Genomic DNA, 23017 nt, shown 5'->3' with positions numbered 1-23017 from the left:
TTAAAAGGCAAGGGCACTAAACCAAAGCCCTGATGTTGGCATAGGAGTTTTGAAGGGCTTCTTCTATTTGTGAACCGCTAAGCCATTCCACTTTTGTGATACCCTCATCTTCCTGCCCATCAAGTTTACCTTCAAAGTTGGTTTTCATTTCAAACCAATAGGTTATTTTTATTTTGTAACGCCCGTTGCGCTTAAAAATATGGTAAGTTGTATCTAAAGGTTTAGTGATTTCCAACCCATCAACACCTGTTTCCTCAGAGACTTCACGAATAGCAGTTTCTTCAATAGATTCCTTTTTTTCAGCCTTTCCTTTTGGCAAATCCCATTTGTCATTTCTATAAATGAACAGTACATCACCGTTTTTGTTAAAAACCTTACCTCCGCCAGCAACCACGTTGGGTAACTTTTTTAAAAACTTCTTCAGTAGTCTATCTTCATTTTTATGAATTAGGCGCACCTCTTCCAATTGACCTTTATTAAGTTTCCTGATAATTTTACTAAGATTTACGGTTTTAAGCAAATAGTTTTTAAAGTTAGTTTCTTGTTCAACTACATTGGTTAAAATTATAGGTTTATCTCCAACAAAAACTTTGATCATATAGTTTGACTATTATCTATTTCACTTGGGTAAAAATATCATTTTTTAAAAGCAATTTAGTCAATGTTGAAAAAAAAATATTTTATTCAACATTGGTCTTACGGTTAAATTAAATTTATGTTTAATTTTGCTGTTATGATTTTTAATAAAGAAACCGCCAAGAAAACAGCCGAGGTTTTATTGCAAGTAAACGCCATAAAACTGAACCCTAAAAAGCCTTTTAATTGGGCATCGGGCTGGAAATCCCCTATCTATTGCGATAACAGAATTGTTCTTTCATTCCCACCCATTCGCAATTACATTCGCGAAACCATGGGTAAGCACATTGAAAAACATTACGGCAAACCCGATGTTATTGCAGGTGTTGCCACTGGTGCAATTGGCATTGGTATGTTAGTTGCCGAATATTTAGGACTACCCTTTATTTATGTTCGTCCAGAAGCTAAAGGACACGGACGCAAAAACCAAATTGAAGGGTTTGTTGAGAGTGGGCAAAATGTAGTGGTAGTTGAAGATTTAATTAGCACCGGAAAAAGCAGTTTAAATGCTGTAAAAGCTCTGAAAGAAGCTGGCATTAACGTTAAGGGCATGGTGGCCATTTTTACCTATGGTTTTAATGTAGCCGCCGAAAATTTTGAAAAAGAACACGTTTTATTGCATACCTTGAGTAATTACGAAAATTTGCTTGAACAAGCGTTGGAAACCAATTATATATCTGAAAAAGAATTAAAAACCTTATCAGAATGGAACGCCAACCCTAGTGAATGGAACGCTAATTGATATAAAATGTTATGAGGTTTAGTTGAAAACTCGTTTAGACTTAACAATAAAATTTCTTAAAAAACAATGCCTTAACCATATTTATGAATTTAGAATCACCAAAAGTTAGTGTTGACAAGTCTCCAGAAGAAGTGTTTAATTTTCTTGAGGAAGTAAAAAATTTCGAATCATTAATGCCTGAAAACATCAGTAAATTTGAAGTTTTAAGTGACGACACTTTTATTTTCGCATTATCGGGCATGCCAGAGATTACATTGAAAAAAAAGGAAGTTATTGCTCCTAACAAAATTGTTTTTGGTGCTGCTGGCGGAAAAATAGACTTTTCTCTCATTGGCCACATTGTTAAAAAAGATGAAACTTCAAGTGAAGTTCTATTGGAATTTTTGGGCGACTTCAACCCCATGATGGCCATGATGATAAAAAAACCGATTACCAAATTTATTGAAACTTTGGCTACCAGTATCCCAAATGCCATTTAGTACATTAATGTGATTTCCTTTAGGTTAAATTCCTTGAGCACATTATCCTCAAGCAAAACCTGAAGACTTCCAGAATCGGCAACACCTTTTATAAAACCAGAAAACATTACGCCTTCAGCACTTTTAAATGTTGAAGGTTTATTTTTTCTGAATAAATAGCTTTCATACTCATCCTTTATAGTTTTATAGTCACCTTTTTCTAAATGAGTGAAATACTCTTTAAAATTTTGTATAATGCTTAACGCTATTTCATCGGTATTGTAAACTTGGCCAGAAATGAGTTTTAAGGAAGTAGCTTGCGGCAAATTTTTAAATTTGGTTTGGTTTACATTCAAACCTATGCCAACAATTGAAGCACCAATTTTATTTTGTTTTATGACATTTTCGATTAAAATGCCACAAACCTTCTTGCGTTCTGACAAAATGTCGTTAGGCCATTTTATTTTTAAACGGGGTATAGATAGCGTAGATAAGGCTTTAACAACTGCTAAAGACACAACCATACTTATAACAAAAGGCTCCTTTAATAGGTAACAAGAAACATCCTTAAACACACTAAACGTTAGGTTTTTATCAGATTCAGAATCCCATACGGTTCCCATTTGCCCTCGTCCCTTGGTTTGATTTCGTGTAATTACAGCGGTATAATCATCAACTTTTTCGGTACTTAGCAAATGCCTTAAATAGCTATTTGTAGAATCGGTGGCACTAAGTTTGACTATATGCATTTGCAGGTTATTAATTAAGTATTAAATCTTATGATTATTTTAAAGTATAAAGAACCAAAAAAATAATAACTTTGCACAAATTAAATAAAATTAATGGCGAAAGAAAAAATAGGCGCAGACCAACTCATTTCAGTAATAATAAGCGGTATTGAAGACGTTAAAGGAAAAGAAATTAGCATTCTTGATTTAAGAGAAATTGAAAACACGGTTTGTGATTACTTTATAATATGCGAAGGTACTTCAAACACGCAGGTAAACGCCATTGTTAACTCCGTCCAAAAAAAAGTAAGCAAAGAATTAAAAGATAACCCTTGGCATACCGAAGGAGCCGACAATGCCGAATGGGTATTAATCGATTATGTAAATGTTGTTGTACATGTATTCCAGAAGCACATCAGAGAATTTTACGACATTGAGAGCCTATGGGGCGACGCAAAAACAACAGTTATAGAAACGAGTTACTAAAAAATTGCAATGGCAAACGACAAAAAAAACACCAATGACAAAAAACCTAAATTCAGCCCTTACTGGATTTACGGTATCCTTATAGCTATTTTCCTAGGCTTTCAACTTTTCAGTAGCAGTGGTTACCAAGATGGTAACGCTACAACTCCCTCAGATTTCTTTAAATATTTAGAAGCTGGAGACGTAGCAAAGGTTGATATTGTTAAAAACACGCGAGTAGCGAAAGTATATTTAACCAAAGAAGCCGAGACCATGCAAGAACATAGTGGGTCTAAACCTCAAACGTTTATTCCTTCGGCGACAGAACTACCCAATTACAAGTTTGAATTTGGCGACCTTCAAAATTTTGAAAATAGATTAAACGACATTGTAAAAGACCTTGACAGTAAACCTATTATAAAGTTTAATACCGAAACCAATGATTGGGGCAACCTCCTTATGGGCATTTTACCTTTTATACTTTTAATTGCTGTTTGGATATTTATTATGCGTCGTATGTCTGGTGGTGCTGGCGGTGGTGCTGGCGGGCAGATTTTTAATATTGGAAAATCTAAGGCCAAATTGTTCGACCAAAACACTGAAGTTAAAACTAGTTTCAAAGATGTGGCTGGGCTTGAAGGGGCAAAAGAAGAAGTACAAGAAATTGTAGACTTTCTTAAATTCCCTGAAAAATATACCACTTTAGGTGGTAAAATTCCAAAAGGAGCCTTGTTAGTAGGACCTCCGGGAACAGGTAAAACCCTATTAGCCAAAGCTGTTGCAGGTGAAGCCAAAGTACCGTTCTTTTCTCTGTCGGGTTCTGATTTCGTTGAAATGTTTGTGGGTGTTGGCGCCTCTCGTGTTCGAGATTTGTTCAAACAAGCCAAAGAAAAATCGCCTTCCATTATTTTTATTGATGAAATTGATGCCATTGGCCGTGCCCGAGGAAAAAATGCCATGTCTGGCAGTAATGACGAACGCGAAAATACGTTGAATCAGTTGTTAACAGAAATGGATGGCTTCGGCACAAACACCAACGTAATTGTATTGGCAGCCACTAACAGAGCTGATATTTTGGATAAAGCCTTAATGCGTGCTGGACGTTTCGACCGACAAATCTTTGTTGATTTACCTGATGTTCGAGAGCGAAAGGAAATTTTTGAAGTGCATTTAAGACCACTGAAAAAAGCGAAAGATTTAGATTTGGATTTCCTTTCCAAACAAACACCAGGTTTTTCTGGTGCTGATATAGCAAATGTTTGTAACGAAGCCGCGTTAATTGCCGCCCGAAATGGAAAAAAAGCAGTAGACAAACAAGATTTCTTAGATGCCGTAGATCGAATTATTGGCGGATTGGAAAAGAAAAATAAAATAATTACCCCAAGCGAGAAAAAAGCAGTGGCATATCATGAAGCTGGTCATGCTACCGTAAGTTGGATGCTAGAACATGCCGCTCCGCTTGTAAAAGTAACCATTGTACCACGAGGACGCTCTTTGGGTGCAGCTTGGTATTTGCCAGAAGAACGCTTAATCGTTCACCCTGAACAAATGCTCGACGAAATGTGCGCTGCCCTAGGTGGCCGTGCCGCGGAGAAAGTGATTTTTAACAAAATATCTACGGGTGCTTTGAGTGACCTTGAAAAAGTAACCAAGCAAGCTAGAGCAATGGTAACCGTGTACGGATTGAGTGATAAAATTGGAAATTTAACCTACTACGATTCTTCAGGACAAAATGAATACGGTTTTACCAAACCATATAGTGAGGAAACCGCAGAACTTATTGACAAAGAGATTTCTAGAATTATTGAAGAACAATACGAGCGTGCTATTAAATTGTTAGAGGAAAACAAAGATAAATTAACCGAATTGGCCGAAGTGCTGCTTGAGAAAGAAGTTATTTTTAAAGATAACCTAGAGAAGATATTTGGTAAACGTGCTTTTGAAAAAGAAGAAACCATAGTTGCCAAAACAGAAAGAGAAATTAATGAAAATGAAGAAGAGGAATAGGCCAAAAACCTATTAATTTTGTTAAGTATCTAGTAAAAATCTTAAATTAGCCACAGGGTTAGTTTAAGATTTTCTATATTTGATAAACCTCATGTTAATCAAGATTAATAGCAAGTTATTAAATGAGTCTTTTTAGAAAACTTTTTGGTTCTAAATCAGGACGGTCAGAGGATGAAATAAAATCTGATGACCGGGGCAAATACATGCCTGAAGTAAAACTTCCAATAGACGAAAGGTTTACCATAAACTTTAAAGCTAACGGTGGTAAGTTTCTTTATTGTGAAGATTTGAATGAAATATACCGTAATTTAGAAAATATCATAACAGAAAATAATTGGGAAGAAAAAAAGGTTTTAATGGTTGATGAAAGCTTAGAAAATAAGTTTAAAAACTCCCATTTAAACCTTACAACCAAGTTAAGCGAATCTACATTCTTCCTAACTACCTGCGAAAACCTTATAGCCAATGACGGATCGTTATTGATTTCTTCCAAACAAATTTTTGAAAAAAAACTTATCGAATTACCAGCAAACTTTGTAGTTTTTGCAACTACCAGTCAAATAGTTGAAAATATTGGGGAAGGCCTTCGTGGTATAAAATCTAAAAACAAGCAAAAAATACCCACCAATATTACCACCATTAAACACTTTAAATCGAACGACGATAAGGATTTCATGAGTTATGGTAGTAGCGCTAAAGATTTATACCTGCTCCTTTTAGAAGATTTATAGTATGAAAGAACTTCTAGTTAGATCACTTTCTGGCGCACTATATATTTCATTGCTCCTCATTTGTCTGTTTTTTGAAAATGCTCTAATGCTACTGTTCTTTATTTTCGGACTGATTTGTTTAAGAGAGTTCAAAAAACTTATAGAACTAAAAAGTTATATTCCCTACATTATTTTTGTTATACTTTATTGCATTTTTGGATATTGGCAAGCCGTCTTAAACTCCAATATGGGTTTAAGCGAGGCCACGCAAATCCTTACGGTACTTTCAATATTTATAAATCTGTTTTTAATCAAGGATTTGTTTTCAGAAAAAACTATTCCTCTTTTTAGTTCTAAACGATATTTGCTCACTACATTTTACTTATCGAGTGCATTTGTTTTCTTAGTTTTAATTGCAAATTTTTTCGAAAATTACAACCCAAATATTTTACTCGGTTCTTTCATTTTAGTTTGGGTAAACGATTCATTCGCCTTTTTAGTTGGAAAGAATTTTGGAAAGCAAAAACTTTTCGAAAAAATTTCACCCAAAAAGACCGTTGAAGGCTTTTTAGGAGGCCTATTTTTCTCTTGTGTTGCAAGTTATTTTATTGCTACCTTTACAAACACCTTGAACTTTACCAGTTGGCTGGTATTGGGTATTATAGTAAGTGTATTCGGTACGTTAGGTGACCTGATAGAATCTAAATTTAAAAGACAAGCCAAAGTAAAAGATAGTGGTATTATTATGCCCGGACATGGCGGATTGCTCGATAGGCTAGACAGCATCATTTTTGCAGCCCCCTTTATTTATTTATTTTTAAGAATTTTACATTATGTTTCATAAAGAAGGCCATAAAATAATTTTTATAACACTTGTTGTTGTTGTTGCCGGGTTTTTATTGGCCGATAGTTATATAAACATAAATTGGTTACGTACCCTAACCATGTTAGTTTTATTGGGGCTATTAATTGCCATTCTTCAATTTTTTAGAAATCCAAAACGCTCAACCAAATTAAACGATAAGCACGTTGTAGCACCGGTTGATGGTAAAGTGGTAGTTATTGAAGAGGTTTTCGAAAAAGAATATTTTAAGGAAAAGCGCTTACAGGTTAGTATATTTATGTCACCCATAAACGTGCACGTTACCCGTTACCCTATTGGGGGAAATGTTATTTTTAGCAAATACCACCCAGGTAAATATTTGGTAGCGTGGCACCCAAAAGCTAGTGAGGAAAACGAACGCACAACTGTTGTTGTAGAAAACGAAACCTATGGCAAAGTGCTGTACAGGCAAATTGCTGGAGCTATGGCCAAACGTATTGTTAATTATGCCAAACTGAACGATAAGGCCATACAGGGTCGCGATTCTGGCTTTATAAAATTTGGATCGCGGGTGGATTTGTTTTTACCGCTCGATGCCAATATTAATGTAACATTGAACCAAAAAGTACGTGGTGGTGAAACCATTGTTGCCGAAATGTAATGGGCAAAAGTAAATTGGACATAGAATTCGAAGAAGCTGTAGAACGTGTAAATAAACACAAACAGCCCTTTCCTGCCGATACCCTATTAAAACTTTATGCCTATTATAAAAAAGCCACCAACGATTATGGTAAGCCACGAAGCAAAAAACCCATAATCAACGCTTTTAAAACCAATGCTCTCTTTCAAGCCAAGGGTCTTACCGAAAAACAGGCCAAAAAAAAGTATATTGAATTGGTGAATAATTACTTTTTATACCGAGGGTAAGTGATTGCTCTTTTCCATTTTGTGAAAATTTTCAACTACCTTCGTTTACCTGTGCAGAACTCGTTTAAGTAGCGACGCATATAAAACATTAATACGATTTCATATTTCAAGTTATCGTCAATTAAATAACAATCGAAGACTCAATAAATGGGTAATACTTCTCAAAATCATAACATAAACCTGGCTAATCTGGTATTAAAACTATTTTTGCTTGTTCCCCATTACCCTAGAATAATTAAGCACATAAAGAAGGCCAAAGCGATAAACTCAAATAGCAATGAATCTATAGGAACGATTATAGGGTCTAACGCCTTTAAAAACAGAAATGTCGTTGCTCTTAAATACGAAGACCAAGTTATACCTATTTTGAATTCAATGCAATAATTAACAGGTATGCGAATTACCTTCTTCATGAAGGCGTAAAAAATGGTGAAACGGTTATCACTTTTTTAGAAAATAGACCAGAACTTTTATTTCTAATAGCAGCTTGCGCAAAAATAGGCGCTATTATTTCGTTGATCAATCCAAATCAAAGAGAAAAGACTTTAGTGCACTCATTAAAGCTTGCAAAATCGAAGTACTTTATCATAGGTGAGGAACTGGTCCCTTTTTTTGAAAATGTTGCCGATACACTAACAGAAACATCTGACAACAAATACTTTTGGATCAGTGATCAACAAATTGCAGATTGTCCAACCAACTAAGTAAATCTGAAGAAAAAACTAGAGGAAACTGACACCGGAAACCCAATTACAACCAAGCAAATAAAAGCAGGTCAAGTTTATGCCAACGTTTTTACATCTGGCACAACAGGTTTACCAAAAGCATCCCGGCAAACAAACAGAAAGTGGTTATCAACCTACTACTGGTTTGGTAAAGTTAACATGAATCTCAATGCTAAAGACGTCATGTATGTTCCACTTCCTTTTTATCATACGAATGCACTTATTGTTGGTTGGCCTACAACCCTAGCTGCTTCTTGCACTATGGTCATGAGAAGAAAATTTTCAGTCACTGAGTTTTGGAATGATGTTCAAAAATATAATGTCTCTTCATTCATATATATAGGTGAATTATGTCGCTATTTACTGAATGCCCCTGCATCAAATATGGATAAAAGTCATCGAATAAAAAAAATTATGGGCAATGGTCTAAGACCTGATATTTGGTCTAAATTTAAAGAGCGTTTTCAAATTAAAAACGTGTTTGAGTTTTATGGTGCTGCCGATGGCAATGTTGGGTTTACCAATACGTTTAATTTTGATTGTACTATTGGTTGGTGTCCTACAAATTTCAAAATTATCAAATACAATATTGAGAACGATTCACCTGTAAAAGATGCCAATGGTTTTCTTATTCCTGTGGAAAAAGGAGAAACTGGTTTACTTATTTCTGAAATAAGCGAGAAATCTGAATTTGACGGCTATGTTAATAAGGAACGAAATGAAGACAAAATTCTTCGTAATGTGTTTAAATCAGAAGATTGTTGGTTTAATAGTGGTGACCTTTTACAAGACATTGGATTTAAACATGCAAGATTTATTGATAGAATTGGAGATACTTTTAGATGGAAGGGTGAAAATGTTGCCACTGCAGAAGTAGAAGGAATTGTGGGACAAATCAGCTGCGTTGAAATGTGTGCTGCCTATGGTGTGAAAATTCCAAATAATGATGGCAGGGCGGGCATGATAACTATTGTAAAACGAAAAGGAGTAGTTTTTAACATTGATAAAGTTGCCGAACAACTTCATAAAGAACTTCCTAAATATGCAATTCCAATTTTTATTAGGTTAAAAGACGAAATTAATTTTACGCATACGCATAAAATAAAAAAATTCAATTTAAAAAAAGAAGGCTTTAATTGTGATAATGATGACGTATATGTAATGTTACCAAAAAGTAATACCTATACAATAATCAATAAAAGTATTCTAAATGAAATTAAAGAAGGCATCTATATTTTCTAATCAAAAAAAGACGACAACAACGTATCCTCATGAAAAGCCCTATTGAAATGCTAAAACGAAATAAAGTTTCTAATTTTAAAGTCAATGGCAACCTAAAATGTTAGTGCAAAAAATGTGCTACTTTCAATATACTTAATCGTTAAACGAATCTCCAAAAACAAACACTTATTCTACCCCAAACTCGCCAAACTCGTCTTTAGCGTTTCAATTTTAGCTAAGGCATCGGCTTCTTTTTTCTTTTCGGCATTGACTACTTGCTCGGGTGCTCCTGCCACAAAACGCTCGTTAGAAAGTTTCTTTTGCACCGACTTTAAAAAGCCTTCGGTATAATTTAGCTCTTCGGTAAGTTTTTTAATTTCAGCCTCTACATCAATAGCACCAGCCATAGGTATAAAGTATTCGTTGGATTTTACCCTAAACATCAATGCGCCGTCAATGGCTTCAGTTACATAATCAATATTTTCAAGATTGCCTAGTTTGGCTATCACGCCATCAAAAGTGGCATTGTTTTTTTCGTTATTGATTACTGAAAAACAAATAGCTTCCTTAAAGGCGATGTTTTTTTGTTTTCTGATATTTCTGATACCCGAAATCACTTCCGAAGCAAAATCAAACTCAGCAATCAACTTTTGATTCACTATCTCGTTTTCAGGCCATTGGGCTACTATCAAAGCTTCCTCTGGTGCTCTTTCCGAAATATATTGCCAAATTTCTTCCGTTAAAAATGGCATAAACGGATGCAATATTTTCAGGTTGTTCTCAAAAGCGTCGATTACCGCTTTATACGTTTTCGCATCAATAGGTTTTTGATAGGCCGGTTTAATAATTTCCAATAGCCAGGACGAAAAATCGTCCATGATTAATTTGTAAGTGGTCATTAAAGCATCGCTTAAACGGTATTTGTTAAAGTGGTCTTCAATTTCTGTTAATGCCTTTTGGAATTTGGCTTCGTACCACTCCAGCCCCACTTTTGCTGTTTCTGGCTGCGAGATGCTTCCATCAATTTCCCAACCTTTAATCAGTCTAAATGCATTCCATATCTTATTGGAAAATCCCTTACCTTGTTGGCAAAGGGCTTCATCGAACAATAAATCGTTACCTGCAGCCGAACTCAACAATAACCCCACACGAACGCCATCGGCACCATATTCTTCAATCAATTTTAAGGCATCGGGAGAATTACCCAGCGATTTACTCATTTTTCGGCGTTGCTTATCACGCACCAACCCTGTTAAATAAACATTACTGAATGGCTTTTCACCTTTATACTCGTATCCAGAAATAATCATTCGGGCTACCCAAAAGAATAAAATATCTGGTCCGGTAACCAAATCGTTGGTTGGGTAATAGTATTTAATATCATCGTTTTCAGGATATCTTATCCCATCAAAAACGCTCATAGGCCATAGCCAAGAAGAAAACCAAGTATCGAGCGCATCGTTGTCTTGACGCAAATCTTTATCAGTTAACGTTTGGGTTTTAGTTTTTTGTTTAGCCAGTTCCAAAGCTTTTTCCTTTGTTTCTGCCACAACAAAATCCTCTTTCCCATCACCATAATAATACGCCGGAATTTGTTGCCCCCACATAAGCTGACGTGAAATGTTCCAATCACGGATATTTTCCATCCAGTGCCTATAGGTGCTTTCAAACTTCTTTGGAAAAAGTTTAATGTCCTCAGTTTCTAATACTGCCTTTATGGCAGGTTTTACCAAATCTTCCATTTTAAGGAACCACTGGTCGCTCAATCGAGGTTCGATAACAGCTTTGGTTCTTTCAGAAGTTCCTACTTTATTATCGTGGGTTTCCGTTTTAACCAATTCACCGTTTGCTTCCAATTCAGCCACTACTTCCTTTCTAGCCACAAAACGGTCTTTACCCTCATAATGCAATCCGAAGCTATTTAACGAAGCATCATCGTTAAAAATATCAACTACTTCAAGATTATGCTTGTCTCCTAGTTTTTTATCATTTTCGTCGTGTGCCGGTGTTACTTTTAAGCAACCCGTCCCGAATTCGACATCTACATATTCATCTTCAATGATTGGAACTACCCGATTACAAATTGGTACAATTGCTTTTTTGCCATGTAAGTGTTTAAAACGATCGTCATTCGGGTTTATACAAATAGCCGTATCACCAAAAATGGTCTCTGGCCTTGTAGTGGCAATAGTTAAAGTATCTTTACTGCCATCAATTTTATACTTTAAATAATAAAGATTGCCTTGACGTTCTTCATAGATAACCTCTTCGTCAGAGAGGGTTGTTTTCGCCTCAGGATCCCAGTTTACCATACGATATCCACGATAAATCAGTCCTTTATTAAATAAATCAACAAAAACTTTGATAACCGACTCACTCATGTCATCATCCATGGTGAATTTTGTTCGGTCCCAATCGCAAGAACAACCCAGTTTTTTTAGTTGCTCTAAAATTACACCACCGTACTCGTGAGTCCAATCCCATGCATGTTTTAAAAATTCTTCGCGCGTTAAATCATTTTTATCAATGCCTTGTTCCTTTAATTTTGCCACTACTTTGGCTTCTGTCGCAATTGAGGCGTGATCAGTACCAGGTACCCAGCAAGCATTTTTTCCTAATAATCGCGCACGGCGCACCAATACATCCTGAATAGTGTTATTCAGCATATGCCCCATGTGCAAAACACCAGTAACGTTTGGCGGCGGAATAACTATGGTATATGGCTCTCTTTCATCTGGTTCCGAATGAAAATAATTGTGGTCCATCCAGTAGTTATACCACTTGTTTTCTACCTGACTTGCATCATATTTTGATGGAATTTGCATGCTTTGGAATAGTTTTTGAACATTAGTTTGCAAAAGTACTTATATTTCTTTTTTTACAAAAACTATATATGCTTTATCATACGCCAAACATTGGGTGTATTTTGAAGTAAATGATTAGTTAAAGTGGCAGATTAAGGTACTTGAACTTGTTAAATAACATGCATTTCATCCATTATTTTTGATGATTGTAGAAAAAGTAAGTATGTTTGACTTGAATTAAAGTAGAAAGCAAAGTGGATTTTGGTGCCAAATAAAACCATGCTGAAGTCCAATATTGAACAATAAAAAACGAAACCATGAAACAATTAATCACAATTTTATTTATCGGTTTAATCAGTTTTGCTGTTAATGCTCAAGCTAAAATTGAATTTAAATCTGAAACTATTGACTACGGTACAATTGAAAAGGGATCAAACGGAATTAGAACCTTTGAATTTACTAATACTGGTGATGAGCCATTAATTATTTCGAAGGTAAGTTCTAGTTGCGGATGTACTATTCCTAAAAAACCAGATGAACCTATTTTACCAGGAAAAACTGGTCAAATAGAGGTTAAATACGATACGAACAGAGTAAACCCAATTAGAAAAACAATCACTGTAATTTCCAACGCCGTTACCCCTACGGTAGCCTTAAAAATTAAAGGAGAAGTTATTGACCCAAGCAAAGAAAGTGTATTGGATAAAAAAGGAAAAAGTATTGTGCAGCAATAAATAACAAATAATCTTAGAAGGCTTGAAAACATTTTCAAGCCTTTTTTATTTTAGCAAACTAATCGAACAAATCCTTTAAAATAAAACTAAAGTTCAGCAGCCTGCCTTTTCGTTCTACCTTTAATTTAATTTTCTTTCCGGCATCGTCATAAAACATTTGCATAATTCCCTGTAATGTATTTTGATAAGTTAGTTTTCCATTTACACTTACCAAAATATCACCAACCTTTAAACCTGCTTCTTTTGCGGGTGAGCCTTCTCTTAGTTCGACAATTGTATATGCTGGTTTTAGAGATAATTTGTATTGGATGTCAATTATAACCTTAGTTTTGTTCTCTGCACCTTCTCGAGGTCTTATAACGTTATTTTGTTTTTCTTTAACCAGTCTTACTCCATCGTGAGACAGCTCAATACCAGATTTATTATAAGTGAATTCTTGTCTAAAGTATTTGTTTTTCTTGAGCCTTACCATAGCTTTTTGATAATGAAAAACGACATTAAAGCGCTTTAAAATATTTCCAGCCAAACTACCACTTCTATTGCTGATTTGTTGAGCAAAAAATACGGAAGACGAGTCGGGATAAGCCACATTGAGATTCTTCAACTCAAAACTTTTTAAAGAAAACCTACTGATTTTAGAGCGTTTTCCGTAAACGCTACCATTAAGTCCGTACCCTAAAAAATCATAAAAGAACTTACCATCAGACTTTATACCTAATTCATCATTCTCGAATAGCCACAATGCATCACTCCCTCCAGAATCAATAAGGAGCTTTACAGGGATTTCTTTTTCTTCAATTTCAACTTTGGCATTTACATAAGGTTTTCCGTTGTAAAACTCTAGATTAAAGATTTCACACATTCGGCATTTTTTACTATTATACTTTTCTGGGTCGGTCAATATAATTCTTTGGGAAGAATAATTGATTTGAACCACCAAATCACGGAACAAATCAAAACCAATGATACCATGAATAGGGACACCCAAACGGGGCGACAAATCTAAATTAGCATTAAAAATAGCGTACAGGTCTTGATTTAACTTAATAGCATCCCCAATTTTAAATACGTTATTTTGGGACTTTAGTGCTTCAACCATTTTTCCTTCCCCCAAACCCCTTAAATAAATCGTTTCAGTTTCTTTTATATTTAAAGTTTCTGAAACGTTTAAGAAATTAAAAATGATGGGCTTGCTCACTCCTGTATCTAGTAAAAATGACAACTCAACTCCATTAACCTCCACAGGCAAAACAATCAAATTATTTATGAGCTTAAATCTTATTTTATCCTTCCCCTTTTTATTCTCAATAACAAACTTGCTTTGGGAAAAGCCAAACAAGCTAAATCCGAAAAAACAAAGGAAGCCGATTAATCGTAAGATCATGAATACATTATAAATTGTTACATGAATTTACAAATCTTTGAGGTAGCTATTTAATTTAGGGCTGTATTTTAAAAAAAATTTAAGATAATTTTCTCAACTTTGCAGCTTAAAAACAGTTTTTTAATGCCATCGATTTCACAAAAAGGCCATGACATGCCAGCTTCCCCTATCCGAAAACTTGTTCCGTATGCCGAACAAGCTATCGAAAACGGGAAACACATCTATTATCTTAATATTGGACAACCCGACATTAAAACTCCTGAAGTAGCTTTAAATGCTGTTAAACAAAACGATATAGAAATCCTTTCGTACTCCAGATCTGAAGGCTCTGATGAGTACAGAAAAAAACTGGCTAATTATTATAATAAGCACGACATTAAAGTGTCGTATAATGATATTATTGTAACTACAGGAGCCAGTGAGGCTTTACTTTTTTTGTTTAGTAGTATAATGGACCCCGATGATCAAGTGATTATTTCTGAGCCATTCTATGCTAATTATATTGCTTTTTCAACGGCATCAGGTGTAAAAGTAGTTCCTGCAATATGTGATATTGATGACAATTTTGCACTACCTCCTATTGAAACTTTCGAAAAATTAATCACACCAAAAACCAAGGCTATTTTAATATGTAATCCGGGAAACCCAACCGGATATTTATATTCCAAGGAGGAAATTGAACAATTGGCCGCTTTATCAATAAAGCATGATTTGTTTTTGGTAGCCGATGAAGTATATCGCGAATTTGTTTACGACGGTAAGGAGCACTATTCCATTATGCAAGTTGAAGGTATAGAACAACATGCCGTAATTATAGACTCCGTTTCCAAACGTTATAGCATGTGCGGTGCACGTGTTGGATGCCTGGTTTCAAAAAACAAAACACTTTTACAAACAACCCTTAAGTTTGCCCAAGCCCGATTGAGCCCGCCAACTTATGCTCAAATAGCTAGCGAGGCAGCTTTAGACACGCCCCAAAGTTATTTTGATGATGTAATTAAAGAATACGTTGAACGCCGAGACACTTTAATTGAAGAATTAAAGAAAGTTGAAGGTGTTAAAGTGGCTAAACCGCAAGGCGCCTTTTATTGCATAGTTGAATTACCCATTAAAAATTCTGATGATTTTGCCCAATGGCTTTTAGAGTATTTTGAGATTGACGGAGAAACCATTATGGTGGCACCGGCAAATGGTTTTTATTCAACTCCAGGTGTAGGTTTAAACCAAATACGTATTGCATACGTACTTAACAAAGAAAGCTTGATAAGAGCCGTCCATATTTTAAAACAAGCTTTAAAAGTTTACCCTAACTAGTGCAAATTAACCAGAACATATCTTTAAAGCCCTTCAATACATTTGGAATAGATGTTCTATCGAAGCATTTTGTTTCTGTACAAAGCATAGATGAACTTAAAGTAGTTTTAAATTTAGATAACCATTCAGAAAAATTGATTTTGGGCGGTGGCAGTAATATGCTGCTCACCAAAAATTTTAACGGACTGGTCGTCCATATTGATTTAAAAGGTATCGACATCATTTCTGAAAATGATGAGCACGTATTTGTCAAGGCTCGAGCTGGAGAAAACTGGCATGAATTTGTTGTTTGGTGCATTAACAATAATTTTGGTGGTGTTGAAAATCTATCGCTCATTCCCGGTAATGTTGGCACGGCACCCATTCAAAATATTGGAGCGTATGGAGTTGAACTTAAAGATGTTTTTGATTCGTGCGAAGCCATATCTTTAGACACAATAAAGGCAAAAACCTTTACTAAAGCCGAATGTAAATTTGGCTATCGAAATTCCATTTTCAAACAAGAAGCCAAAGGAAAATATATTATTACAAGCGTTATTTTTAAACTGACCAAACACAATCATAACCTTAACGTAAATTATGGCACCATAACTACTGAATTGGCAAAACGAGGAATTGACCAACCTTCTATTAAAGACATTTCAAAAGCGGTTATAGCCATTCGCGAAAGTAAATTACCCAACCCCAAAGAAATAGGAAACAGTGGCAGTTTTTTCAAAAACCCGGTGATTTCAAAAAAGCATTTTGAAAAAATACTAGAAAACTTTGAGGATGCACCATCATATGCCGTATCTGACAATGAAGTAAAAGTACCAGCCGGTTGGCTTATTGAAAAAGCAGGTTTTAAAGGGAAACGTTTTGGTAATTATGGCGTGCACAAAAAACAAGCTTTGGTACTTGTTAATTACGGAGGCGCTAACGGAACCGACATTCTGGAACTTTCCAAACTCATACAAAAAACCATCAAACGCATTTTTAATATTTCTATTGAGGCTGAAGTAAACATCTTATAATCTCAAAAGAAATGTCTAACTTTGGTTTTACAAATCGTAATTATCCATATTCACTAAACTAGTCGACATTGATTTCAGCAATTGAAAAAGAAATAGTTTCTCTACTACAAAATGGCGACAAAAAAGCCATAAAACTTTTGTACGAGTATTATGCTGACGCCCTTTTCGGTGTTATTCAAAAGGTTATTTCAGACGAAGATACGGCTCAAGACGTGCTTCAGGAAAGTTTTGTAAAAATATGGAGGTACTCCAAAAAATATGATGCATCCAAAGCTAAACTTTTTACCTGGCTTTATCGGATTGCCTACAATACTGCCATTGATAAGGTAAGATCGCAAAAAAACAAAAGCGGCAAGGAAGTCCAAATTGAAACTTCAAACGTATATAAATTAAACTCCAGTGAGTTAAATCAGGATGTTCTAGATATAAAAAAACACCTGAGTAGTTTAGATGAAAAATACCAAATAGTTTTAAATGCTCTCTTTTTTGAGGGCATGACACAACAAGAAGCCAGTGACGAACTGGATATACCGTTGGGAACTATTAAATCAAGATTAAAAATTGGATTGCGAGAATTAAAAAAAATCTACGATCCTCAATAAAAAAACGTCATGAATGCGAAAATAACTACTTTTTTAAATTCTGGCCTATTAGAAAAATATCTACTAGGAGAAACTTCTTCTGCCGAAACAGAAAAAGTGGAATCTTTTATTTCAAAATACCCAGAAGTACAGAATGCCTACAACACATTGCAACACAACCTAGAAGTGGTTGCAAAAGTCAATGCGGTTGAAGTTCCCAAAAGCATCTTAAATAATATTTTAGATGAACTTGATGATACACCTGTTGTAAGATTAAATACAAAAAGGTCCTATAAGTATAAAAAATGGTACAAATTCAGTATTGCTGCGAGTGTAGCCGCATTACTTTTTGCCGGTACGTCTTATATATTTTATAACCACGGCCAAAAACTGGCAAAAGAGAATCAGGTTGTTGTTGACGAACTTTTTGATTTAAGAAGCGATATAGCAAAAAACAACGAAATGTTAGACAATGTTATGCGTCAGCTTTTAAAGCTCAACAACCCTGAAACCGAAAAATACATTATTAAAGGAAACGAACGGGCAAAAGACCTTAAAACCGTTGCATATATTAATGCCAAAGAAAAAACATCGATGATTGATGTGGTGTCTTTACCCGAACTGCCAGAAGAGCATTGTTACCAAATTTGGGCAGAATTACAAGGTAAGATGGTAAGTTTGGGGATTTTAAATAAAGCCGATCGCAAACTTAGAAATATCCCTTATATGGAAGACGTCCTTGGTTTAAATATTACCATAGAACCAAAAGGCGGTAATAATGTAGCATCAACCGAAAATTCGGTTGCAGAAATTGATTTACAATAGATTAATAGCAATAATCTCAATAAGCCTCATTTTAATTTAAAATGAGGCTTTTTTTATTTAGGCAATAAGACATTTATGCTTTAGAAAATAAAGCCTTATGGATAAATCCAGCCACAATCGCTCCCGCTATAGGAGCCAACCAAAACAGCCATAATTGTGCAGTAAACTCTCCACCTGCAAACAACGCTTGGCTAGTAGAGCGCGCAGGATTCACTGATGTATTTGAAATAGGAATACTTATTAAATGAATTAACGTTAAGGCCAAACCAATAGCTACGCCCGCAAAACCTTCCGGCGCTTTTACATAGGTACTTCCTAAAATAATCAATAGAAAAAACATGGTCAACAAAAACTCGGTAATTAATACCGATGTCATACTAAAACCTCCGGGAGACAATTCACCATAGCCATTGGCTGCAAAACCGCCAATATCAACAAAATCTGACTTTCCTGAAACGATAACATACAACACCCCTGCAGCCGCTATAGCTCCTATAACCTGGGCGATAATGTAACCAATCAAATCCTTGCCCGAGAATTTTCCACCAGCCCATAAACCGAATGACACAGCAGGATTAAAATGCGCTCCAGAAATGTGTCCCACAGCATAAGCCATAGTTAATACGGTAAGACCAAATGCTAAAGCTACACCCACAAAGCCAATACCTAAACCCGGGTAGCCTGCCGCAAAAATAGCGCTTCCACAACCCCCAAAAACAAGCCAAAATGTTCCGAAAAACTCTGCAAATAATTTTTTCATGATTAAATAGTTTTTTATTAGTTAGTATTGCATAAATGTAATCAATTAACTATTAGACACCTATATAAAAATCGGTCACAATTTCTATTTAGCTATGTTCTTCTAAAAATTTATCTGTAAAACTCTTATCTTTGCATAAATAAACAAGAATAGATGAAACTTCTTTTAATAACCATAGCTTTATTAGCATTAGGTGTAGCGGGAATTGCTATTAAAATTTGGGCAAAAAAAGACGGTAAATTTGCCGGTACTTGCGCAAGCCAAAACCCAATGTTAAATAAGGACGGGGATGCATGTGGTTTTTGTGGAAAAACACCCGACCAGTTTAGTGAATGTAATGAACCACAACATTCGTAACTAGCTCATGGGCCTTCTTGGTTTTGTTTACTGCGCATTTATTGTTGTAGTTGTAATTCAAATTATTTTTTACGTCTTTATTTCTGGGAAATTCGCGTTTTCCAAACTGAAAAAAGCACGTTTTAAAAATGTACCTGTTTCAATCATTATTTGCGCCAAAAATGAAGCAGAAAACCTAAAACGTTTTCTGCCTTCTGTAATCGAACAAGATTTTCCTAATTTTGAAATTGTTTTGATTAACGACTCATCAAAAGATGAAACTTTAGATGTTATGCAAGCATTTTCAAAACTTCATGACAATATAAAAATTGTTGATGTTAAAAGTATTGAGGCCTTTTGGGGTAATAAAAAATATGCGCTCACTTTAGGTATAAAAGCTTCAAAATACGAACATTTAGTTTTCACTGATGCCGATTGCAAACCTGTATCGAACCTTTGGTTAAAAGAAATGGCTTCGCACTTCAGCAATAAAAAAACACTTGTTTTAGGCTACGGTGCCTATGCGAAAATTAAAAATTCCTTCCTCAATAAAGTCATTCGGTTTGAAACCCTAATTACAGCGGTAAATTATTTTTCGTTTGCACTCAATGGCATGCCTTACATGGGTGTTGGGCGTAACTTGGCGTATGTAAAAAATGAGTTTTTTAAGGTCAATGGGTTTATTAAACACATTAAAGTACAATCTGGTGATGACGATTTATTTATAAACCACGTAGCTACAAACGACAATACAACGATATGCGTTTCCAAGGAAAGCTTTACGGAATCGACGCCAAAAACCACGTTCAAAGCATGGTTTTTTCAAAAAAGACGCCATGTCTCCACAGCGCATCATTACAAAACAAAACATAAAATAATATTGGCGCTTCAGTACGTTTCAAACCTTTCGTTTTGGTTGTTTACTTTTTTTTTACTCACAACTCTATACAATTGGCCAATTGTTTTAGGGCTCTTCTTAACCCGAATTATGGTTCAATACCTCGTTTTGGGTTTATCTTTCAAAAAGCTTAACGAAATTGATTTGCTATTTTTATTGCCTTTTCTTGAAATTTTTCTAATTATCGCGCAAATGGCTATATTTATAAACAATCTCATCTCAAAACCCAACCATTGGAAATAACCGAAGCCATTAAACGTGCCAAAAAAAACGACCAGAAAGCGTTCAACTTTTTATTGGATTTATATTGGGACGATGTTTATGGTTTTCAACTAAAACGCACCCAAAATGAGAACGATGCCGAAGATATTACCATTCAAACCTTCTCGAAAGCATTCGATAGAATTGAGACTTTCAAAGAAAAATACACCTTTAAAACTTGGCTGATTACCATCTCAAAAAACATTCATATTGATTTACTTCGGAAAGAAAAGAATACGATTGACCAGGTTATTTCGCAAGATGACCGCGAGGTTTTTCAAGTTTTAGACGAGTCACCTTCACCTGAAGACAAATTAATAACCGAACAACATTTAGCCAAACTGTTGCGCGACATAAAGCAGTTAAAACCGCATTATCAAGAAATAATCAACTTGCGATATTTTCAAGAATTGAGCTATAAGGAAATTTCAAAAGAATTGGACGAACCAATAAATAATGTTAAAGTAAAACTGCTTCGTGCAAAAAAGCTACTTGCAGAAATTATTAGAAACAAATAATGATTGCTAAACTAAAAAATCTCGGCCCAGGGTTGTTATTTGCTGGTGCAGCAATAGGTGTTTCACATTTAGTGCAATCTACCCGATCTGGCGCCGATTTTGGTCTTGGGTTACTTTGGGCACTGCTTTTGGTGCACCTGTTTAAATATCCGTTCTTTCAGTTCGGCCCTCGGTATGCAACGGCAACAGGGGAAAGCTTATTGGACGGTTACAAAAAATTGGGTAAAGGCATTTTAATGCTATACTTTATACTCAACTTGGCCACTATTTTTACTATTCAGGCCGGTGTAACGATTGTTACTGCAGGTCTTGCTTCTACACTATTTGGTAATTTTATTGGTATAAAAACTTGGACCGTCGTCATTATTATAATCTGTTTATTGCTTTTAGTAATGGGAAAATATAAGCTATTAGACAGGCTAATGAAAATCATAATCATAACGCTAACCATAAGTACTATTGCCGCAGTAAGTATTGCATTACTTAACAATTCCGAACCTATTTCGTTGCAACAAGTACTCCCTGAAAATGCTTTGGAAATAGGCTTTTTAATTGCTTTTATGGGGTGGATGCCCGCTCCACTCGATGTGTCCGTATGGCAATCGCTATGGGCGATAGAAAAGAATAAAGATACCAAAAACTATACCACCACATCAGCATTATTCGATTTTAACGTGGGTTACTTTGGCACTATTCTTTTGGGTATCGGGTTTGTCCTTTTGGGCTCTTTAGTTATGTTCAACAGCGGTGAAACATTTAGTGTATCTGCTACCGTGTTTTCTAAGCAACTAATTAGCATGTACACGACTAATCTTGGCGATTGGGCTTACATTGTTATTGGTATTGCTGCTTTTACAACCATGTTTAGCACGACACTTACTACATTAGATGCCTCGCCTCGCGCCATGGAAAAAACCACAGAACTGCTTTTTAAAAACGCATCAAAGTTCAACTACACCTTTTGGATTGCTTTACTTTCTACAGGAACCATTTGCATTTTTGTTTTTTTAGCTTCAGAAATGGGATTCCTGATCCAAATAGCGACTATACTCTCGTTTATTACGGCTCCTTTTTACGCTATAATCAATTACAAATTAATTTCCAGCAAGCATACGCCCAAAGCTTGGCGACCATCAAAACAAATGCATCTTTTAAGCATAATGGGCATTGTTTTTTTAATAGGTTTCAGCATTTGGTATCTTAGCATCCTATAGGTTCATTTAAAAGAATACTTCGTATCTTTGCTTCCTATTTTTCTTAAAGATATGAATACAGATACTGCTTCAAATATATTGCCAGAAGAACGTAAAACAAAACCCAAATGGCTCCGAGTAAAACTTCCAACGGGAAAAAAGTATACCGAATTACGTGGATTGGTTGATAAATACAAGCTAAATACGATTTGCACTTCTGGAAGCTGCCCCAATATGGGCGAATGCTGGGGAGAAGGAACGGCCACGTTTATGATTTTGGGAAATGTTTGCACGCGATCTTGCGGATTTTGCGGTGTAAAAACAGGACGCCCAGAAACTGTTGATTGGGATGAACCCGAAAAAGTAGCACGTTCCATAAAAATAATGAAAATAAAACATGCCGTTCTAACCAGTGTAGACCGTGATGACTTAAAAGATATGGGTAGTATCATGTGGGCCGAAACAGTTAAAGCGGTTAGGCGAATGAATCATGAAACAACTCTAGAAACTTTAGTTCCTGATTTTCAAGGCATAGAAAAACATATTGACCGAATTATTGATGTGGCTCCCGAAGTCGTATCGCACAATATTGAAACTGTACGCCGATTAACCCGTGAAGTTAGAATACAAGCTCAGTACGATCGTAGTATGGGCGTGTTAAAATATTTAAAAGCTCAAGGGCAACGACGCACAAAATCTGGTATCATGCTAGGTTTGGGCGAAACTCGTGAAGAAGTTATTGAAACCCTTCACGACCTAAAGGAAAATGATGTGGATGTGGTAACTATTGGCCAATACCTCCAACCAAGTAAAAAGCACTTGCCCGTAAAACAATTTATTACACCCGACCAATTTAAGGAATACGAAGAAATTGGGTTAGATTTAGGTTTTCGTCATGTAGAAAGCAGTGCTTTGGTACGTTCATCTTACAAAGCTCAAAAACATATTAATTAG

At 35.5% G+C, this 23017-nt stretch carries 24 protein-coding genes and 1 pseudogene; 20 read left to right on the top strand and 5 right to left on the bottom strand.

Annotation, left to right across the window (positions count from 1 at the left end):
- Positions 1-16 precede the first annotated feature (16 nt).
- Positions 17-598, bottom strand: a complete 582-nt coding sequence (locus ACIEHO_RS13815; RefSeq protein ID WP_406972719.1) for an NUDIX hydrolase — start codon at positions 596-598, stop codon at positions 17-19.
- 135 nt (positions 599-733) lie between these two features.
- Between ACIEHO_RS13815 and pyrE the strand changes: the two genes are divergently transcribed.
- Together pyrE and ACIEHO_RS13805 are read left to right on the top strand one after the other, a co-directional pair.
- Positions 734-1378: an orotate phosphoribosyltransferase gene (gene pyrE / locus ACIEHO_RS13810; protein WP_406972761.1), complete on the top strand. Its 645-nt coding sequence runs from the start codon at positions 734-736 to the stop codon at positions 1376-1378.
- An 83-nt stretch (positions 1379-1461) separates the two neighbouring features.
- Positions 1462-1857, top strand: coding sequence for an SRPBCC family protein (locus tag ACIEHO_RS13805; protein WP_406972717.1), 396 nt, complete (start codon positions 1462-1464; stop codon positions 1855-1857).
- On the opposite strand, the gene ACIEHO_RS13800 is transcribed toward ACIEHO_RS13805, so the two are convergent.
- Positions 1854-2585: a biotin--[acetyl-CoA-carboxylase] ligase gene (locus ACIEHO_RS13800; RefSeq protein WP_406972715.1), complete on the bottom strand. Its 732-nt coding sequence runs from the start codon at positions 2583-2585 to the stop codon at positions 1854-1856. The two genes, ACIEHO_RS13805 and ACIEHO_RS13800, sit on opposite strands and share 4 nt — an antisense overlap.
- Positions 2586-2678: 93 nt before the next feature.
- Here ACIEHO_RS13800 and rsfS point away from each other — a divergent pair, with 93 nt between their 5' ends.
- The 8 genes and pseudogenes from rsfS (at position 2679) to ACIEHO_RS13760 (ending at position 9463) form a co-directional block, all read left to right on the top strand.
- Positions 2679-3050, top strand: a complete 372-nt coding sequence (rsfS, locus tag ACIEHO_RS13795) for a ribosome silencing factor (RefSeq protein ID WP_406972713.1) — start codon at positions 2679-2681, stop codon at positions 3048-3050.
- Between the two features lie 9 nt (positions 3051-3059).
- Positions 3060-5036, top strand: coding sequence for an ATP-dependent zinc metalloprotease FtsH (gene ftsH, locus ACIEHO_RS13790; RefSeq protein WP_406972711.1), 1977 nt, complete (start codon positions 3060-3062; stop codon positions 5034-5036).
- Positions 5037-5158: 122 nt separating this feature from the next.
- Positions 5159-5767, top strand: a complete 609-nt coding sequence (locus tag ACIEHO_RS13785; protein ID WP_406972709.1) for an LUD domain-containing protein — start codon at positions 5159-5161, stop codon at positions 5765-5767.
- Position 5768: 1 nt separating this feature from the next.
- Positions 5769-6590 (top strand): phosphatidate cytidylyltransferase, encoded by an 822-nt coding sequence (locus ACIEHO_RS13780; RefSeq protein WP_406972707.1) that lies wholly within the window; start codon positions 5769-5771, stop codon positions 6588-6590.
- Positions 6580-7230, top strand: coding sequence for a phosphatidylserine decarboxylase family protein (locus tag ACIEHO_RS13775; RefSeq protein ID WP_406972705.1), 651 nt, complete (start codon positions 6580-6582; stop codon positions 7228-7230). The genes ACIEHO_RS13780 and ACIEHO_RS13775 overlap by 11 nt, the downstream gene beginning before the upstream one ends.
- On the top strand, positions 7230-7496 hold the full coding sequence (locus ACIEHO_RS13770; protein WP_406972703.1) for an acyl-CoA-binding protein: 267 nt from the start codon (positions 7230-7232) through the stop codon (positions 7494-7496). The genes ACIEHO_RS13775 and ACIEHO_RS13770 overlap by 1 nt, the downstream gene beginning before the upstream one ends.
- A gap of 147 nt (positions 7497-7643) precedes the next feature.
- A complete protein-coding gene (locus tag ACIEHO_RS13765) occupies positions 7644-7880 on the top strand; it encodes a hypothetical protein (protein ID WP_406972701.1) in 237 nt (78 codons plus the stop codon).
- Positions 7838-9463, top strand: a pseudogene (locus ACIEHO_RS13760) (long-chain-acyl-CoA synthetase). The gene ACIEHO_RS13765 and the pseudogene ACIEHO_RS13760 overlap by 43 nt, the downstream one beginning before the upstream one ends.
- A 170-nt stretch (positions 9464-9633) precedes the next feature.
- Here ACIEHO_RS13760 and ACIEHO_RS13755 read toward each other — a convergent pair.
- Positions 9634-12267 (bottom strand): valine--tRNA ligase, encoded by a 2634-nt coding sequence (locus tag ACIEHO_RS13755; RefSeq protein ID WP_406972699.1) that lies wholly within the window; start codon positions 12265-12267, stop codon positions 9634-9636.
- Between the two features lie 296 nt (positions 12268-12563).
- Here ACIEHO_RS13755 and ACIEHO_RS13750 point away from each other — a divergent pair, with 296 nt between their 5' ends.
- Positions 12564-12980 carry a DUF1573 domain-containing protein gene (locus ACIEHO_RS13750; protein WP_406972697.1) on the top strand — a complete coding sequence of 139 codons (417 nt, stop codon included), beginning with the start codon at positions 12564-12566 and terminating at the stop codon, positions 12978-12980.
- A 58-nt stretch (positions 12981-13038) separates the two neighbouring features.
- Here the strand turns inward: ACIEHO_RS13750 and ACIEHO_RS13745 are convergent, their stop codons facing one another.
- Positions 13039-14364 carry a retropepsin-like aspartic protease gene (locus ACIEHO_RS13745; protein ID WP_406972695.1) on the bottom strand — a complete coding sequence of 442 codons (1326 nt, stop codon included), beginning with the start codon at positions 14362-14364 and terminating at the stop codon, positions 13039-13041.
- A 123-nt stretch (positions 14365-14487) separates the two neighbouring features.
- Between ACIEHO_RS13745 and ACIEHO_RS13740 the strand changes: the two genes are divergently transcribed.
- From ACIEHO_RS13740 to ACIEHO_RS13725, 4 genes are all read left to right on the top strand, one after another.
- Positions 14488-15678 carry a pyridoxal phosphate-dependent aminotransferase gene (locus tag ACIEHO_RS13740; RefSeq protein ID WP_406972693.1) on the top strand — a complete coding sequence of 397 codons (1191 nt, stop codon included), beginning with the start codon at positions 14488-14490 and terminating at the stop codon, positions 15676-15678.
- On the top strand, positions 15678-16691 hold the full coding sequence (gene murB / locus ACIEHO_RS13735) for a UDP-N-acetylmuramate dehydrogenase (RefSeq protein WP_406972691.1): 1014 nt from the start codon (positions 15678-15680) through the stop codon (positions 16689-16691). The genes ACIEHO_RS13740 and murB overlap by 1 nt, the downstream gene beginning before the upstream one ends.
- A gap of 68 nt (positions 16692-16759) precedes the next feature.
- Complete coding sequence (locus ACIEHO_RS13730) at positions 16760-17293, top strand: RNA polymerase sigma factor (RefSeq protein ID WP_406972689.1); 534 nt, start codon at positions 16760-16762, stop codon at positions 17291-17293.
- 9 nt (positions 17294-17302) lie between these two features.
- Positions 17303-18097: an anti-sigma factor domain-containing protein gene (locus ACIEHO_RS13725; protein ID WP_406972687.1), complete on the top strand. Its 795-nt coding sequence runs from the start codon at positions 17303-17305 to the stop codon at positions 18095-18097.
- A gap of 73 nt (positions 18098-18170) precedes the next feature.
- On the opposite strand, the gene aqpZ is transcribed toward ACIEHO_RS13725, so the two are convergent.
- Positions 18171-18857, bottom strand: a complete 687-nt coding sequence (gene aqpZ / locus ACIEHO_RS13720) for an aquaporin Z (RefSeq protein WP_406972685.1) — start codon at positions 18855-18857, stop codon at positions 18171-18173.
- A gap of 153 nt (positions 18858-19010) precedes the next feature.
- Here aqpZ and ACIEHO_RS13715 point away from each other — a divergent pair, with 153 nt between their 5' ends.
- The 5 genes from ACIEHO_RS13715 to lipA are packed head-to-tail and all read left to right on the top strand — an operon-like array spanning position 19011 to position 23017.
- Positions 19011-19214, top strand: a complete 204-nt coding sequence (locus ACIEHO_RS13715; protein ID WP_406972683.1) for a membrane or secreted protein — start codon at positions 19011-19013, stop codon at positions 19212-19214.
- Positions 19215-19221: 7 nt separating this feature from the next.
- A complete protein-coding gene (locus ACIEHO_RS13710) occupies positions 19222-20334 on the top strand; it encodes a glycosyltransferase (protein ID WP_406972681.1) in 1113 nt (370 codons plus the stop codon).
- Complete coding sequence (locus tag ACIEHO_RS13705) at positions 20325-20870, top strand: RNA polymerase sigma factor (protein ID WP_406972679.1); 546 nt, start codon at positions 20325-20327, stop codon at positions 20868-20870. Before ACIEHO_RS13710 ends, ACIEHO_RS13705 begins: the two co-directional genes overlap by 10 nt.
- Positions 20870-22084, top strand: coding sequence for an Nramp family divalent metal transporter (locus ACIEHO_RS13700; protein ID WP_406972677.1), 1215 nt, complete (start codon positions 20870-20872; stop codon positions 22082-22084). Before ACIEHO_RS13705 ends, ACIEHO_RS13700 begins: the two co-directional genes overlap by 1 nt.
- Before the next feature lie 51 nt (positions 22085-22135).
- The gene (gene lipA, locus ACIEHO_RS13695; RefSeq protein WP_406972675.1) at positions 22136-23017 is read left to right on the top strand and encodes a lipoyl synthase; all 882 of its coding nucleotides are present in this window, start codon (positions 22136-22138) and stop codon (positions 23015-23017) included.

It is taken from the genome of Flavisericum labens, assembly GCF_045446075.1.
In the GTDB taxonomy this organism is placed as follows: domain Bacteria; phylum Bacteroidota; class Bacteroidia; order Flavobacteriales; family Flavobacteriaceae; genus Flavisericum; species Flavisericum labens.
This window is presented reverse-complemented; position numbering and strand designations above follow the sequence as displayed.